At 67.7% G+C, this 16,194-nt stretch carries 14 protein-coding genes; 8 read left to right on the forward strand and 6 right to left on the reverse strand.

The window, feature by feature from the left end; genetic code table 11:
- Window positions 1-40: 40 nt before the first annotated feature.
- The 6 genes from gyrB to dnaA form a co-directional block, all read right to left on the reverse strand.
- Entirely contained in the window at window positions 41-2,125 is a 2,085-nt protein-coding gene (gyrB, locus tag BIV24_RS14265; RefSeq protein WP_071366662.1) for a DNA topoisomerase (ATP-hydrolyzing) subunit B, read from the reverse strand.
- Between the two features lie 362 nt (window positions 2,126-2,487).
- Window positions 2,488-3,021 carry a DciA family protein gene (locus BIV24_RS14270; RefSeq protein WP_071366663.1) on the reverse strand — a complete coding sequence of 178 codons (534 nt, stop codon included), beginning with the start codon at window positions 3,019-3,021 and terminating at the stop codon, window positions 2,488-2,490.
- Window positions 3,018-4,139 carry a DNA replication/repair protein RecF gene (gene recF / locus BIV24_RS14275; protein ID WP_071366664.1) on the reverse strand — a complete coding sequence of 374 codons (1,122 nt, stop codon included), beginning with the start codon at window positions 4,137-4,139 and terminating at the stop codon, window positions 3,018-3,020. Before recF ends, BIV24_RS14270 begins: the two co-directional genes overlap by 4 nt.
- A 51-nt stretch (window positions 4,140-4,190) precedes the next feature.
- Window positions 4,191-5,147 carry a phosphogluconate dehydrogenase (NAD(+)-dependent, decarboxylating) gene (gene gnd / locus BIV24_RS14280; RefSeq protein WP_483883272.1) on the reverse strand — a complete coding sequence of 319 codons (957 nt, stop codon included), beginning with the start codon at window positions 5,145-5,147 and terminating at the stop codon, window positions 4,191-4,193.
- A gap of 93 nt (window positions 5,148-5,240) precedes the next feature.
- A complete protein-coding gene (gene dnaN, locus BIV24_RS14285) occupies window positions 5,241-6,371 on the reverse strand; it encodes a DNA polymerase III subunit beta (protein ID WP_071366666.1) in 1,131 nt (376 codons plus the stop codon).
- Between the two features lie 1,259 nt (window positions 6,372-7,630).
- Window positions 7,631-9,472, reverse strand: a complete 1,842-nt coding sequence (gene dnaA / locus BIV24_RS14290) for a chromosomal replication initiator protein DnaA (RefSeq protein WP_071366667.1) — start codon at window positions 9,470-9,472, stop codon at window positions 7,631-7,633.
- A 424-nt stretch (window positions 9,473-9,896) separates the two neighbouring features.
- Here dnaA and rpmH point away from each other — a divergent pair, with 424 nt between their 5' ends.
- The 8 genes from rpmH to BIV24_RS14325 all read left to right on the forward strand — a co-directional run bounded on the left by rpmH (window position 9,897) and on the right by BIV24_RS14325 (window position 15,984).
- On the forward strand, window positions 9,897-10,034 hold the full coding sequence (gene rpmH, locus BIV24_RS14295; RefSeq protein WP_003956500.1) for a 50S ribosomal protein L34: 138 nt from the start codon (window positions 9,897-9,899) through the stop codon (window positions 10,032-10,034).
- Window positions 10,035-10,052: 18 nt separating this feature from the next.
- Window positions 10,053-10,427, forward strand: a complete 375-nt coding sequence (rnpA, locus tag BIV24_RS31895; protein ID WP_079168259.1) for a ribonuclease P protein component — start codon at window positions 10,053-10,055, stop codon at window positions 10,425-10,427.
- On the forward strand, window positions 10,424-10,777 hold the full coding sequence (yidD, locus tag BIV24_RS14300) for a membrane protein insertion efficiency factor YidD (protein ID WP_071366668.1): 354 nt from the start codon (window positions 10,424-10,426) through the stop codon (window positions 10,775-10,777). The genes rnpA and yidD overlap by 4 nt, the downstream gene beginning before the upstream one ends.
- 3 nt (window positions 10,778-10,780) lie before the next feature.
- Window positions 10,781-12,064, forward strand: coding sequence for a membrane protein insertase YidC (gene yidC / locus BIV24_RS14305; RefSeq protein WP_071366669.1), 1,284 nt, complete (start codon window positions 10,781-10,783; stop codon window positions 12,062-12,064).
- A gap of 15 nt (window positions 12,065-12,079) precedes the next feature.
- On the forward strand, window positions 12,080-12,592 hold the full coding sequence (locus BIV24_RS14310; RefSeq protein WP_071366670.1) for a Jag family protein: 513 nt from the start codon (window positions 12,080-12,082) through the stop codon (window positions 12,590-12,592).
- A 157-nt stretch (window positions 12,593-12,749) separates the two neighbouring features.
- On the forward strand, window positions 12,750-13,466 hold the full coding sequence (gene rsmG, locus BIV24_RS14315; RefSeq protein ID WP_071366671.1) for a 16S rRNA (guanine(527)-N(7))-methyltransferase RsmG: 717 nt from the start codon (window positions 12,750-12,752) through the stop codon (window positions 13,464-13,466).
- Window positions 13,467-13,825: 359 nt separating this feature from the next.
- Window positions 13,826-14,899, forward strand: coding sequence for a ParA family protein (locus BIV24_RS14320; RefSeq protein ID WP_079168270.1), 1,074 nt, complete (start codon window positions 13,826-13,828; stop codon window positions 14,897-14,899).
- The gene (locus BIV24_RS14325) at window positions 14,896-15,984 is read left to right on the forward strand and encodes a ParB/RepB/Spo0J family partition protein (protein ID WP_071366673.1); all 1,089 of its coding nucleotides are present in this window, start codon (window positions 14,896-14,898) and stop codon (window positions 15,982-15,984) included. Before BIV24_RS14320 ends, BIV24_RS14325 begins: the two co-directional genes overlap by 4 nt.
- The last annotated feature ends 210 nt before the right edge of the window (window positions 15,985-16,194 follow it).

Below are 16,194 nucleotides of genomic sequence, written 5' to 3' on the forward strand. Positions count from 1 at the left end.
TGGTGAAGATCCTTCCTGGTGCGGTCAGCTGAGACCGACGTCAGATGTCGAGGAAGCGAACGTCCTTGGCGTTGCGCTGGATGAACGCGCGGCGTGCCTCGACGTCCTCGCCCATGAGGACCGAGAACAGGTCGTCGGCCTGGGCGGCGTCGTCGAGGGTGACCTGGCCGAGGACGCGGTGGTCGATGTCCATGGTCGTCACGCGCAGCTCCTCGGCGTTCATCTCGCCGAGGCCCTTGAAGCGCTGCACCGAGTCGTCCTTGATCCGCTTGCCGTTGCGGCGCCCCAGTTCGATCAGGGCGTCGCGCTCGCGGTCCGAGTACGCGTACTCGAAGTCGTCCCTGCCCCACTTGATCTTGTAGAGAGGCGGGCGGGAGAGGAACACGTGCCCGGCCTCGACCAGCGGCCGCATGAAGCGGAACAGGAAGGTCAGCAGCAGGGTGTTGATGTGCTGACCGTCGACGTCGGCGTCCGCCATCAGGATGATCTTGTGATAGCGGAGCCTGGAGATGTCGAAGTCCTCGTGCACGCCCGTGCCGAAGGCGGAGATCAGCGCCTGGATCTCCTGGTTCTGCAGGATCTTGTCGATCCGCGCCTTCTCGACGTTGAGGATCTTGCCTCGGATCGGGAGGATCGCCTGGTACTGCGGGTTGCGGCCGGACTTGGCCGAGCCGCCGGCGGAGTCACCCTCGACGATGAAGATCTCGCACTTGGTGGGGTCGTTCGACTGGCAGTCGGAGAGCTTGCCCGGCAGGGACGCCGACTCCAGGAGGCCCTTGCGACGGGTGAGGTCACGGGCCTTGCGGGCAGCCACGCGCGCGGTTGCCGCCTGGATGCCCTTGCGGATGATGTCCGCGGCCTCGTTCGGGTTGCGGTCCAGCCAGTCGTTGAGGTGCTCGTAGACCGCCTTCTGCACGAAGGTCTTCGCCTCCGTGTTGCCCAGCTTGGTCTTCGTCTGACCCTCGAACTGCGGCTCGCTCAGCTTGACCGAGATGATCGCGGTCAGACCCTCGCGGATGTCGTCGCCCGTGAGGTTGTCGTCCTTGTCGCGCAGCAGCTTCTTGTCGCGCGCGTACTTGTTGATCAGCGAGGTCAGCGCCGCACGGAAGCCCTCCTCGTGCGTACCGCCCTCGTGGGTGTGGATGATGTTGGCGAAGGAATACACGCCCTCGCTGTAGCCGCTGTTCCACTGCATCGCGACCTCGAGGGACAGGCTCTTGTCCTTGTCCTCGGCCTCCAGGTCGATGATGGTGTTGTGCACCACCTCTCCCTTGCGGGAGTTGAGGTACTTCACGAAGTCGACGATGCCGCCCTCGTAGTGGTAGGTGACCGACTTGACCTCGGCCTTCTCGTCGGCGCCCGCCTCGTCCGCGCCGCTGGTGGCCTTCGCCGACTCGCGCTCGTCGGTGAGCCGGATCTTCAGGCCCTTGTTGAGGAAGGCCATCTCCTGAAAACGGCGGGTCAGCGTCTCGAAGGAGTACTCGGTGGTCTCGAAGATCTCCGGGTCGGCCCAGAAGGTGACCGAGGTACCGGTCTCCTCGGTCGCCTCGTGCTTGGCCAGCGGGGCCGTCGGGACGCCCATCTTGTAGTCCTGTGTCCACCGGTACCCGTCGGTCTTGACCTCGACGGAGACCTTCGTGGACAAGGCGTTCACGACGGAGACACCCACGCCGTGCAGACCGCCGGAGACCGCGTAGCCGCCGCCGCCGAACTTGCCGCCCGCGTGCAGCACGGTCAGCACGACCTCGACGGCCGGCTTGCCCTCGGAGGGCACGATGCCCACCGGGATGCCACGGCCGTTGTCGACGACGCGGACGCCGCCGTCGGCGAGGATCGTCACGTCGATGGTGTCCGCGTAGCCCGCGAGCGCCTCGTCGACCGAGTTGTCGACGACCTCCTGCACCAGGTGGTGCAGGCCACGCTCACCCGTGGAGCCGATGTACATGCCGGGTCGCTTGCGGACCGCGTCCAGACCCTCGAGGACGGTGATGGCACTGGCGTCGTACGACGCGTTGACCTCACTGTTCGAGGTGGTCGTCGCGCCGTTCACGTCGGCGCCGATGGACGGGATGTTCTCGTTGGGGTTGCCGGAATCGGCCACGAAGCGCCCTTTCTGGCACAGCACGAGCCAGGCTCGTCGGCGGGTTGCCGGAGCGGCTGCGGCATGTTGCGTTGGTAAGCCTTGATCAGCGTTGCTCAGCTTTTCCCGGGCGGTCCCCACGTTTGGGGCGGGATTGGCTTCCAGTCTACCGGTAGCGCCGACAGTGATGGGGGTTTGCCGGTACCTGAGTACGCATGTGCCGCCCTCAATCGGTCTCAGCCGACTCCCTATATGCGGAGCGGGGCTCCAAGAGCCTCTGAGAGGCACTCAGCGCTTCCAGCTGTCAACCCTTGGCTACTTCGGAGTCACATCGATCTTCGTGACCGCGCGCAGGCACGGCGAAAGGGCCGCCGAAGCCTGTCTCGACGGCCCTTTAGTGATGTCCGTCACCCGTAGGTGTCACCGGGTCCCGTGCTCCCAGGAGCACGCAGGGGACCGAAGCGGCGGGCGGGACCGCCGGGGCCGTGGACCTTGAGCAGCCGGACCGTGCCGTGCCCCAGGTCCTCGTTGAGACGCGCGACCAGCTGCGGGGCCAGCAGCCGCAGCTGCGTCGCCCACGCCGTGGAGTCGCACCGCACGGCCAGGACACGCTCGTCCTCGTCATACCGCTCGGGGACGCAGTGCTTGGCGAGGTCATCGCCGACGATCTGCGGCCAGCGCCCCATCACACCGCCCACCGCGGCCGGGGTCTCCCAGCCGCGTTCGGTGATCAGCCGGTTGATGGCCGCGCCGAGCGCCATCGGGTCACGGCCGTCGGCGCGTGCACCGGAGCGCAGTCCGCCGCGCCGCGCCTGTTTCTTCTGCTGCGCCGCGTCCCCACGCGCCCGCGCCTGTTCCTTCGCGGCCCTGAGCGCCACGCGCGCGAGGTCCACACCCGAGAGCTCCGGGGTCTTCTTCGCTGCGGGTTCGTCGGTGCTCATGCGCGCTCCACCGTGCCCTCGAACACGGCGTACCGCGTCCCCGTCAGGACATGCGGTACGTCGTCGTCGACCGCGGCGGTCACCAGAACCTGCTCGCCGGGCGCGACCAGCTCCGCCAGGCGCTCGCGGCGGCGAGCGTCCAGCTCGGCGAAGACGTCGTCGAGGACGAGCACCGGCTCATTGCCCTCCGCGCGAAGGAGGTCGTAGGACGCCAGGCGCAGGGCCAGCGCGTAGGACCAGGACTCGCCGTGGGAGGCGTATCCCTTGGCGGGCAGCCGGCCGAGGCTGAGCAGCAGATCGTCCCGGTGGGGTCCCACGAGGGTGACACCGCGCTCGATCTCCTGCTTACGGGCGTCGGCGAGAGAGACCATCAGCTGCTCGTAGAGGGCTTCTCGGGTGTGGGCCTCGCCGGGCGCGGACGACTTGTAGTCCAAGGCGACCGGACCGCCGCCGGGGGCGAGCTGCTCGTACGCCTTGTCGGCGAGTGGCTGGATCGCGGCGATCAGATCGAGGCGCTGGGCGAGCAGTTCGGCACCGGCGCGCGCGAGGTGCTGGTCCCAGACGTCGAGCGTGGACAGGTCCATGGAGCGCCCACCGTGCCGGCGGGCCAGCGCGGCCGTCTTGAGGAGGGTGTTGCGCTGCTTGAGGACCCGGTCGTAGTCGGAGCGGACGCCGGCCATGCGTGGGGAGCGGGCGGTGATCAGCTCGTCCAGGAAGCGGCGGCGCTCGCCGGGGTCGCCCTTGACCAGGGCGAGGTCCTCCGGCGCGAACAGCACCGTCCGCACGATGCCAAGCACATCACGCGGTCTGACCTGCGAGGACCTGTTGATGCGGGCGCGATTGGCCTTGCCCGGGTTCAGCTCCAGCTCGATCAGTTGCTGACGGTCGCCCTGACGGACCGCGGCCCGGATGATGGCGCGGTCGGCGCCCATGCGGACGAGGGGGGCGTCGGAGGAAACGCGGTGGCTGCCGAGGGTGGCGAGGTAGCCGACCGCCTCCACGAGGTTCGTCTTGCCCTGGCCGTTGGGTCCGACGAAGGCGGTGACGCCCGGGTCGAGCGGGACTTCGACCCGGGCGTACGAGCGGAAGTCGGCCAGCGACAGATGCGTGACGTGCATGGTCGTTCGCCGATCTCTCCGGGGTTGTGGACCGCCGGGCGGTCCTGTGGATTACTTCTTCTCGACCGCGTGGCCGCCGAACTGGTTGCGCAGGGCGGCGATCATCTTCATCTGCGGGGAGTCGTCCTGACGGGAGGCGAAGCGGGCGAAGAGGGACGCCGTGATGGCCGGGAGCGGCACGGCGTGGTCGATGGCCGCCTCGACGGTCCAGCGGCCCTCACCGGAGTCCTGCGCGAAGCCGCGCAGCTTGCCCAGGTGCTCGTCCTCGTCGAGGGCGTTGACCGCCAGGTCCAGCAGCCAGGAACGGATGACCGTGCCCTCCTGCCAGGAGCGGAAGATCTCGCGGACGTTCTCCACCGAGTCGACCTTCTCCAGCAGCTCCCAGCCCTCGGCGTAGGCCTGCATCATCGCGTACTCGATGCCGTTGTGGACCATCTTCGCGAAGTGGCCCGCGCCGACCTTGCCCGCGTGCACCGCGCCGAACTCGCCCTCGGGCTTGAGGGCGTCGAAGATCGGCTGCACCCTGGCGACGTGCTCCGCGTCGCCGCCGTACATCAGCGCGTAGCCGTTCTCCAGGCCCCAGACGCCGCCGGAGACACCGCAGTCGACGAAGCCGATGCCCTTGGCCGCCAGCTCCTCGGCGTGCTTCTCGTCGTCCGTCCAGCGGGAATTCCCGCCGTCCACGACGATGTCACCGGGCTCCAGGAGCTCGGCCAGCTCGTCGATCGTGGACTGTGTCGGAGCGCCGGCCGGGACCATCACCCACACCACGCGGGGGCCCTCGAGCTTGCCCACAAGCTCTTCCAGACTGTGGACATCGGCGAGGTCCGGGTTGCGGTCGTATCCGATGACGGTGTGGCCTGCGCGGCGTATCCGCTCGCGCATGTTGCCGCCCATCTTGCCGAGGCCGACGAGACCGAGCTCCATCAAGTGTTCCTTAGGTTGCGATGTGGCGTGAGGGCACTTTCGTACCCGCGTCCGAGCGTAAACCCGGGCCGTCGCCCACACCTGTGGGTGTACGCGCTCACTCGTGCACCCCGACCTGTGGCTTCGCTTCTGGGCCTGGTGAGTCACCGGGCCCAGAAGCGCTGTGGACGGTCGTCAGCCGCTCAGCCGCACCGGCATGATCAGGTACTTGTACGTCTCGTCCGCCTCGGCGTCCACGGCAGGCTTGCCGCCCAGCAGCGCGGGCTTCGTGGACGTCGTGAAGGACAGCTGGGCCACCGGCGAGTCGATCGCACTCAGGCCGTCCAGCAGGAAGGTGGGGTTGAAGGCGATCGAGATGTCGTCGCCCTCCAGCTGGGCATCGACCCTTTCCACAGCCTGTGCGTCGTCGCTGGAGCCGGCCTCCAGGATGAGCACGCCCTGCTCGAAGCTGAGCCGCACCGGGGTGTTGCGCTCGGCAACCAGAGCAACGCGCTTGACGGCTTCCACGAACGGGGCGGTCTCGATGGTGGCGACCGAGTTGAACTCCGTCGGGAACAGCGTGCGGTATTTCGGGAGGTCGCCCTCCAGGAGGCGCGTCGTCGTGCGCCGTCCGGCGCCCTCGAAGCCGATCAGGCCTTCGCCCGCGCCCGAGCCGGAGAGCGCCAGGGTGACGCTGTCACCGCTGGTCAGCGCCTTGGCGGTGTCCAGGAGCGTCTTGGCGGGCACCAGGGCGACCGCGGACGCGTCCGGGTTCTCCGGCTTCCACAGGAACTCGCGGACCGCGAAACGGTAGCGGTCGGTGGAGGCCAGCGTCACCGTGTCGCCCTCGATCTCGATGCGCACACCGGTGAGGACGGGCAGCGTGTCGTCGCGGCCGGCGGCGATAGCGACCTGGGCGGCGGCCGCGGCGAACACCTCGCCGGGGACCGTGCCCGTCGCGCTCGGCATCTGCGGCAGCGCCGGGTACTCCTCCACAGGAAGGGTGTGGAGGGTGAACCGCGAGGAGCCGCAGACCACCGTCGCCCGTACACCGTCTGTGGAAATCTCCACCGGACGGTTGGGGAGGGCGCGGCAGATGTCGGCAAGGAGACGGCCGGAGACGAGGACCGTGCCCTCCTCCTCGACCTCCGCGTCCACGGACACGCGCGCCGAGACCTCGTAGTCGAAGCCGGACAGGCTCAGCTGGCCGTCCTCGGCCTTCAGCAGCAGGCCGGCGAGGACAGGCGCCGGCGGACGGGCCGGGAGGCTGCGCGCCGCCCAGGCCACTGCCTCCGCGAGTACGTCGCGTTCCACCCGGATCTTCACCGTAAGCCGCCTCCTGCTGTTGCCGGCGCTCTCGCCCTGCTTGGCCTTCGTCGTCTGACTCGGTGTCGCGGCTCCCTGGGAGGGGCAGGACACCAGGGGTCCAGTCTGACGCACCGCACTGACAGTAGGTGCCTCTCGGGGTCAAGTCGCGATGAGGGGCAGCCGGGAACCGGAGACCGAGTTGTGCACAGGGCCCACTTCCAGACGAATTCCCTGGTCTCTCTGAGTGGGAGTAGTAGTAGGGCCTGTGGATACCGTGGATAACCACGTTTTCCCAGCTCAGCAGCGAGATTTTGTCCACCGGCCCTGTGGGTGGAAGCGGTGGACAACCGGGGGTCTCTGTGGAGAACGGAAAGTTCTGCACACCCCGTGCACAGCCTCGGGGCACTTCTCCCCAGCGCTGTCCCCAGCTTTACCCGCCTTTCCCACAGCCCAGTCCGGCGTCTCGGTGTGACGCCTTTCACTCGCCCCGGTGAGGAGACACCTCATGTTGCCGAACAGTGGACAGGGGTGTGGAGAAGCCGGAGATCACTGGGGACAACCGGCCCCAGCCTGTGGGTTGCCGGTGGACAACCAGGTGCACAGGTTGTGGATCTTCTCCCTGTCCACAACCTGTGGAGATCGTTCGTCCACCAATCCACAACCGGCTGAGCTGGGCTGATCGTCGTTCAACAGCACAGCCTGTGGATGCGATCTGGACAACTTCACAGTCCCCAGCATGTGGACGGAAGAAAGTCACCAGATCTGTGGAGAATGACCGTAACGCCGCAGGTATTCGAACACCGGGCATCGCCGAAGCAGCCTGGCGACGTGTGCGCGGGCGGCAACGAGAGGCATGCGGCGGGGGCGGGGCGGTGCCGGGAACCGGGCTGAGCACTCGCGGTGGCGCCCGTCGGGTCGTGGCTCGGCGGTTTACGCGGGTGGGGCGGCAGGGCGGTGCTGGACGCGTGTGCCTGGAGCGGTTGGCGGGGCGTGAGGGGCGACCGGTCTGTGAGGGTGCGGGCCGCCGAGGGCTCGGAGCGCGTTCGAAGTCGTGCTGTGTTTCGCCTGAGACGACCACCGACCCGGTCGGCGAGCTCCTGGATCCGCCCTCCGGCGATGGCCAGATGCACCGAGGCGGTCCGGCCGACCCTGGCGGCCACGCCGTCCTGCCGGCCGTGTGGACCGGGACGCGGGGCCGCGGCCGCAGGCCGTGGGCCGCGACAGCGAAAGCGCCCCCGGGAAGTTCGTCCCGAGGGCGCTCGTGGGGCCTGTGACCGTCAGCCGTTCTTGATGCGGTTCGTCAGCTCGGTGACCTGGTTGTAGATGGAACGCCGCTCGGCCATCAGCGCGCGGATCTTGCGGTCGGCGTGCATCACGGTCGTGTGGTCCCGGCCGCCGAACTGCGCGCCGATCTTCGGCAGCGACAGGTCGGTCAGCTCACGGCACAGGTACATCGCGATCTGGCGGGCGGTCACCAGGGCGCGGCCGCGCGAGGTGCCGCACAGGTCCTCCACCGTCAGCCCGAAGTAGTCGGCGGTGGCGCCCATGATGGCGGTCGCGGTGATCTCGGGTGCTGCGTCCTCGCCGCCGGGGATCAGATCCTTGAGGACGATCTCCGTCAGGCCGAGATCCACCGGCTGGCGGTTGAGCGACGCGAACGCCGTCACCCGGATCAGCGCGCCCTCCAGCTCACGGATGTTGCGTGAGATACGGGAGGCGATGAACTCCAGCACCTCCGGCGGCGCGTTGAGCTGCTCCTGCACCGCCTTCTTGCGCAGGATCGCGATGCGCGTCTCCAGCTCGGGAGGCTGGACGTCGGTGATCAGGCCCCACTCGAAACGGTTGCGCAGCCGGTCCTCCAGAGTGACCAGTTGCTTGGGCGGCCGGTCCGAGGACAGCACGATCTGCTTGTTGGCGTTGTGGAGCGTGTTGAAGGTGTGGAAGAACTCCTCCTGCGTCGACTCCTTCTGTGCCAGGAACTGGATGTCGTCGACCAACAGGATGTCCATGTCGCGGTAGCGCTTGCGGAACGCGTCCGCCTTGCCGTCGCGGATGGAGTTGATGAACTCGTTGGTGAACTCCTCGGAGCTCACGTACCGCACGCGCGTGCCGGGGTAGAGACTGCGCGCGTAGTGGCCGATCGCGTGCAGCAGATGCGTCTTGCCGAGCCCCGACTCGCCATAGATGAACAGGGGGTTGTACGCCTTCGCCGGCGCCTCGGCGACGGCGACCGCGGCTGCGTGCGCGAAGCGGTTCGAGGCGCCGATGACGAACGTGTCGAAGAGGTACTTCGGGTTCAGGCGCGCGGTGGGCTCGCCCGGACCGGTCGCCGGCGCGGGCTGCGCGGCCAGCGGGCCGGGGGCGCCGGTGGCCGCACCGCCTCGGTGCACCTGGCCGTCGCCGGAGGCAGGCTCCGGGAGCTCGCGCCGGGCGGGGCGGTGCTGGTCGAAGTCGGGGCGTGCGCTCTCGTAGTCCGGGCGCTGCTGCTCGTACGGGGGCCGCTCCAGCGACTGCGCACGGTAGTCCGGTGTCGGCGTGGCGTAGGGGTCGCGCTGCTCGGGGAAGCCGAGCCGGTGCTGCTGCCAGCCGTAGTCCTCCTGGGACGGGCGCGGCCAGGCGCCGGGCTCGGGGCGCTGGTATTCGCCCGGGTAGGCGGGGCGGACACCGGGGAGCCGGTCGCCGGGGCCGGTGGCCAGCTGGTCAGGGCGCGCCGTGCGGTGGTCGTCGGCGTGGTGGCGGCCGTATCCCTCGTAGCCGCCCTGGGTGTCGTACGCGTCACGGTCACGGCGCTGGGGGGTGAGCTCAGGCTCCTCGTAGCGCGGCTGGGGGGCGGCGGGCTCGCCCGCGGAGTCGTCGACAGTGATCGCGATGCGGATCGGGCGGCCGCACTCGCGACTCAGGGTTTCGCTGACAACCGGCGCGAGCCGACCCTCGAGAACACCTTTCGCGAATTCGTTCGGAACGGCGAGCAGGGCGGTGTCGGCGACCAGCGCCAGCGGCTGGCAGCGCCTGATCCAGTGCTCGTCCTTGGCCTCGACACCCGGCCCACGCCCCTCGCCGAGAAGCTGCTCGAGTACGCGGGGCCACACTGCGGCAAGATCGGCAGGTACGTCAGCCACAGGGCACGCTCTCTCGCAGGTCCCACGAACATGTGGTTGCGGGACGGGTTGGGGTGTTCATCGGGTTGGGGTGAGGCGGGCAGATCCGCCGGAGCGGGGACAACGGAACGAATCGGAGTTCAGCCACGGTAGTCAGGGCGACCGGCGTGGTTCAAGTCGTTGTCCCCAGCCTGTGGACAAGTGTCCCCCATCGGTCATTGGTTTGACCGGATGGTGCCGCCCCGCGTACCGTAACCAGGTCGAGTTGTCGATGGCTGCTGCCGCCTGCCTCCGATGGGCACAGATCACGCACCAGTGCCTCTGCCAGGGCACATTTCGGTGATCGGAAAGCGGTGCACTCGGGCGTAATACGAGCTACTCGTGGGCGCACGGTGACAGCCAGGCGGCACCCCGCCACCCACCGAATCATTACTGGAGCCCCCGAGTGAGCAAGCGCACCTTCCAGCCGAACAACCGTCGTCGCGCGAAGACCCACGGCTTCCGGCTGCGTATGCGCACCCGTGCCGGCCGCGCCATCCTGGCGTCCCGCCGTAGCAAGGGTCGCGCCCGCCTGTCCGCCTGATCGCGTACAGGTCATGACGTGCTGCCTACCGAGCATCGGCTGAGGCGGCGCGAGGATTTCGCGACCGCGGTACGCCGAGGACGCCGGGCCGGACGCCCGCTTCTCGTCGTCCATCTTCGTAGCGGTGCCACGGACCCGCACGCGCCTGGGGAGAGCGCTCCTCCGACGCGTGCGGGTTTCGTCGTGAGCAAGGCTGTGGGCGGATCGGTCGTACGCAACAAGGTGAAGCGCAGACTTCGCCATCTGATGCGTGACCGAGTGGCCCTGTTGCCCCCCGGTAGCCTGGTAGTCGTACGAGCGCTGCCCGGTGCGGGCGACGCCGACCATGCACAGCTGGCCCGAGACCTGGATGCCGCCATTCAGCGGCTGCTGGGAGGAGGGGGCGCGCGATGAAGTACCCGCTGCTGGCTCTGATCAAGCTCTATCAGTGGACGATCAGTCCACTACTCGGACCGGTATGCAAGTACTACCCGTCATGTTCCCACTATGGCTACACAGCCATTGACCGCCATGGTGCGATCAAGGGGACGGCACTTACCGCCTGGCGCATCCTGCGGTGCAATCCGTGGTCGCTCGGCGGCGTGGACCATGTCCCGCCGCGCAAGCGTCCGCGATGGCACGAAATGGTGCGCAATGCCTGGCGTGCACGCAAGGGCGGGCCCTCCGCCGCCGAACCGGCCATCGAGGGGGACGTCCCTTCGAGCCCGGCCGCAGAGACCTCGTCCCATGCCCAAGGAGCATGATTAGTGGACACGATTGCCAGCCTCTTCAGCTTCATCACGACACCCGTCTCCTGGGTCATTGTCCAGTTCCACACGGTGTACGGCGCGATCTTCGGCGCTGACACGGGCTGGGCCTGGGGCCTGTCCATCGTGTCCCTGGTGATCCTGATTCGTATCTGCCTGATCCCGCTCTTCGTGAAGCAGATCAAGGCGACCCGGGCCATGCAGACGCTCCAGCCCGAGATGAAGAAGATCCAGGAGCGCTACAAGAACGACAAGCAGCGTCAGTCCGAAGAGATGATGAAGCTGTACAAGGAGTCGGGTACCAACCCGCTCTCCTCGTGCCTTCCCATCCTGGCGCAGTCCCCGTTCTTCTTCGCCCTGTACCACGTGCTCAACGGCATCGCGTCGGGCACGACCATCGGCGTCATCGACGAGAAGCTGCTCGCCAGCGCGCAGAAGGCCCATATCGTCGGCGCCCCGCTGGCCGCCAAGTTCACGGACAGCGTTGGCAAGGTCACCCAGCTTGGTGCCTCGCTGACCGACGTCCGGGTCGTCACCGCGGTCATGATCGTTCTGATGTCGGCGTCGCAGTTCTACACGCAGCGTCAGCTGATGACGAAGAACGTCGACACGACGGTGAAGACGCCGTTCATGCAGCAGCAGAAGATGCTGATGTACGTCTTCCCCATCATGTTTGCCGTCTTCGGTATCAACTTCCCGGTCGGTGTCCTCATCTACTGGCTGACCACCAACGTGTGGACCATGGGCCAGCAGATGTACGTGATCCACAACAACCCGACTCCGGGTTCCAAGGCCCAGGCCGCCTACCTGGAGCGCCTGCACAAGCACGTCACGCACCATGGCAAGACCCACAAGCGGGGTGACAAGGCCATCGTCAAGGCCATCGTCGCCAAGGGCCGTGACCGTAACGAGTTCGAGCGTAAGTTCATCAACGGTCTGAGCAAGGCAGGTCTCGCGGCCCAGCCCGATGGCACCGTAGTGAAGAGCGAGGCCGCGGCCGTCGCCGCCACCGAGGACGGTACGCCCATGGGCGCCCCCAAGCGCCAGCAGCCCAGGCGGCAGACCAAGGCGCAGCGCCAGTCCGGCGGTCCCAAGCCCGCGGGTGGCACCGAGCCTGACTCCTCCTCGGCGCCTTCGCTGAGCGAGTCCGACGAGCCGCAGGACGCCAAGCCGGCCGGTACCGCCAAGAAGGCGACGCCCCAGCCGGGCGCAGGCACCCGCAGCAAGGCCCAGTCCGGCCAGCGCAAGGGTCCGCAGCGGCCCAAGTCCCCGTCCAAGAAGTAAGAAGGAGTCCATCCCGTGACGGAAGGCACCACCTCCGCCGCTGCCGAGGGCGCAGACACCCTGACCCGCCTGGAGCAGGAGGGCGAGATCGCGGCGGACTACCTTGAGGGTCTGCTCGACATCGCCGACCTCGACGGCGACATCGACATGGACGTCGAGGCCGACCGCGCGTCCGTGTCGATCATCAGTGACACGGGCAGCCGAGACCTGCAGAAGCTGGTCGGCCGGGACGGTGAGGTGCTGGAGGCGCTCCAGGAGCTCACGCGCCTGGCCGTGCACCGGGAGACCGGCGACCGCAGTCGGCTGATGCTGGACATCGCGGACTACCGCGCCAACAAGCGCGAGGAACTCTCGGAGATCGGCGCCAAGGCAGCGGCTGAGGCCAAGAGCTCGGGCGAGCCCGTAAAGCTCAAGCCGATGACGCCCTTCGAGCGCAAGGTCGTGCACGACGCGGTCAAGGCCGCGGGCCTGCGTAGCGAGTCCGAGGGCGAAGAGCCGCAGCGCTTCGTCGTCGTGCTGCCCGCCTGATTCGGTCCGTACGTTTTTCCGGCCCCGTCTGTTGCGCAGGCGGGGCCGAACTTTGTCAGCCTGGTAGTTCCTCACGGCTGTGGTCATGGCAGCCGGTAGCCCTGATAGTCCTGGTTCTGCGCTCAGTGCGCTCATGCGGTACGGAAGGACGGTCCCCGTGACGGAAGCAGCAGCGCTTCCCCCTGCTCCCGAGCAGGCGCGCGAGGTGTTCGGCGATCGCTTCGCGGACGCAGTCCGCTACGCGGAGTTGCTTGCCGAGGCAGGTGTACAGCGCGGTCTGATCGGACCGCGGGAAGTTCCCCGCCTGTGGGAGCGGCACCTGCTGAACTGCGCGGTGCTCTCGGAGGTCGTGCCTGAGGGAGTGACCGTGTGCGATGTCGGTTCCGGTGCTGGACTGCCCGGCATCCCGCTCGCGCTCGTCCGTGACGACCTGAAGATCACGTTGCTTGAGCCACTGCTGCGGCGCACCAACTTCCTCGTGGAGGTCGTCGAGCTGCTGGGGCTTGACCATGTGACCGTCGTCCGCGGCCGTGCGGAGGAGGTCATGGGCAAGATTCCGCCGGTCCACGTGGTGACCGCACGCGCCGTGGCTCCACTGGACCGTCTGGCCACCTGGGGAATTCCTCTGCTGCGTCCCTATGGGGAGATGCTCGCCCTTAAGGGCGACACAGCGGAGGAGGAGCTGAAGAGCGCCGCCTCCGCTCTGAGCAAGCTCGGCGCCGTGGAGACGTCCATCTTGCATGTCGGTGAGGGGATCGTGGAACCGCTGTCGACCGTGGTGCGAGTGGAGGTCGGGGAGAGCCCCGGCGGTGTGCGCTTCGCGGCGAAGCGAGCGAAGGCAGCCCGGACAGGGCGGGCGCGTCGACGTCGCTGAAGGAGTGTGTCCGGGGGATGGGCCGGGCGCGTCGACGTGATTGACGTGGCGGTTGGCTGATCAGCCCTAAGAGGTCCTTCGTACTCCACACAAGCAGCCAAACCCATGCAACTCGGAGTGTCGCGGCGGTCCGGCCGTAGCTGCTGTGCATCGTGTTTCACGTGAAACGTCGCTCACTGCTGCACGGCATCATTAGTCGCGGCCGGGCTGCGGCCGAACCCCGCGACCGTAAGCCTCTCGGATCCCTCAGAGAACCGTCCACCCTTGGCGCCGTATCCCCCGTGGAGGGCACGGACTTGTCCACAGAGGTGGATTTCTCCACAGAAGACCAGACCTCACTGGTTCACGGCCCCGAAGGCATGGGAGGCTCTGTTCATTGCGAGCCTGAAGTCGAGGAGAGTGAATCCTTGCGGTCCGACGCCAACATCGCGGGACCGATGACCGATCCGGTCCCCGGTCCCCGTACCGAGTCGACGGGGGAGGATGTTTCACGTGAAACACCGCCCCCGATGGACGACACACCCATCGGTCGTGCTGCCCAACTTGCGGTGGAGGCGCTGGGCCGAGCTGGCGACAGCCTGCCACGGCCTGGCCAGACCCGTGTCATCGTGGTGGCCAACCAGAAGGGCGGGGTGGGAAAGACCACGACGACGGTCAATCTTGCTGCCTCTCTCGCCCTGCACGGTGGTCGCGTCCTGGTGATCGACCTCGACCCTCAGGGCAATGCATCCACGGCGCTGGGGATCGACCATCACGCCGAAGTCCCATCCATCTACGATGTGTTGATCGAGAGCAAGCCGCTCGCGGAGGTCGTCCAGCCGGTCCTCGATGTCGAGGGCCTCTTCTGTGCCCCCGCCACGATCGATCTCGCCGGTGCGGAGATCGAGCTGGTGTCTCTGGTGGCGCGGGAGAGTCGGCTGCAGCGGGCGATCCAGTCCTACGAGCAGCCGTTGGACTACATCCTTATCGACTGCCCGCCCTCGCTCGGCCTGCTGACAGTCAATGCGCTTGTTGCCGGCCAGGAGGTTCTCATCCCGATCCAGTGCGAGTACTACGCGCTGGAGGGCTTGGGGCAACTGCTGCGCAATGTCGACCTGGTGCGGGGGCACCTCAATCCCGCTCTGCATGTGTCGACCATCCTGCTCACCATGTACGACGGTCGGACGCGACTGGCGTCCCAGGTCGCGGAGGAGGTGCGCAGCCACTTCGGCGACGAGGTGCTAAGGACGAGCATCCCGCGCTCTGTCCGCATCTCCGAGGCGCCGAGCTATGGACAGACGGTGCTGACCTACGATCCAGGGTCGAGCGGCGCACTCTCGTATCTTGAGGCGGCACGTGAAATCGCGCTGAGGGGTGTCGGCGTCCGGTACGACGCGCAGCACGCCCACTTCGGCGCCCAGACGGAACAGAGCATGGCGGAGGGGATCCAGTGAGCGAGCGACGGAGAGGGTTGGGTCGTGGCCTCGGCGCACTGATCCCTGCCGCCCCGACAGGGGAGAAGGCGGCAGCCCCGGCTGGTCTGGGCGCCTCGGCGGCGTCCGTACTGACGACGGACCGGGGAGTGGCAGCCGGGAAGTTGGCCACCGCGCCCCCGCCTGTTTCACGTGAAACCGAGGTGTCGTCGCCGAACGGCCCCGCGGGGACGCCCGCACCCCCGTTTGGCGCCCACTTCGCCGAGTTGCCTCTCAACTCCATCACCCCGAACCCGGCGCAGCCCCGTGAGGTGTTCGACGAAGACGCGCTCGCCGAGCTGGTCACCTCCATCAAGGAGGTCGGGCTTCTTCAGCCCATCGTGGTACGGCAAGTGGGTCCGGCGCGCTACGAGCTCATCATGGGCGAGCGGCGCTTGCGTGCCTGCCGAGAGGCCGGATTGGACGCTATCCCGGCGATTGTGCGGGCGACGGAGGACGAGAAGCTCCTCCTGGACGCCCTTCTGGAGAACCTGCACCGGGTCCAGCTGAACCCCATCGAAGAGGCGAACGCCTACGAACAGCTCCTCGAGGACTTCAACTGCACCCATGATCAGCTGGCGGACCGTATCGGCCGGTCGCGTCCGCAGGTCTCCAACACGCTGCGGCTGCTGAAGCTGTCGCCGGCAGTGCAGCGCAAGGTGGCCGCAGGTGTCCTGTCTGCGGGCCACGCCCGGGCCCTGCTGTCCGTCGAGGACTCGGAGGAGCAGGACAGGCTGGCGCAGCGCATCGTGCGCGAGGGGCTGTCCGTGCGGGCTGTCGAGGAGATCGTCACCCTCATGGGGTCACGGTCGCAGAGCGCCCCCCGATCCAAGAGGCCGCGTGCCGGTGCCCGGGTCTCTCCCGCGCTCAGTGAGCTGGCAACCCGGCTCTCGGACCGTTTCGAGACCCGGGTGAAGGTCGACCTCGGCCAGAAGAAGGGCAAGATCACCGTCGAGTTCGCCTCGATGGAGGACCTGGAGAGGATCCTGGGCACGTTCGCTCCTGACGAGGGGCCGGTCCTTCAGAAGAGCCTTCTGGACGGTGGCTCCGACGATTCGGAGGACTGATCCCCCCAGCGTGACGGTCTCCGACCGTCAGAGCGGGCTGTGTCCGGTGTACCGGAACACGGCCCGCTCTTTGCTTTCAGGCGGTATCGAGGGAATCGCATCCTGGATACGATGCGATCAGGTATGGCGCATCCACCAGGCAGTACCTTGACCGGGGGGCGGGGGCCGTGCGAACCATGAGTTCTACCGGTCTGGTGACCACGGGCCTGA

It is taken from the genome of Streptomyces colonosanans (assembly GCF_001866645.1).
Taxonomy (GTDB): Bacteria; Actinomycetota; Actinomycetes; order Streptomycetales; family Streptomycetaceae; genus Streptomyces; species Streptomyces colonosanans.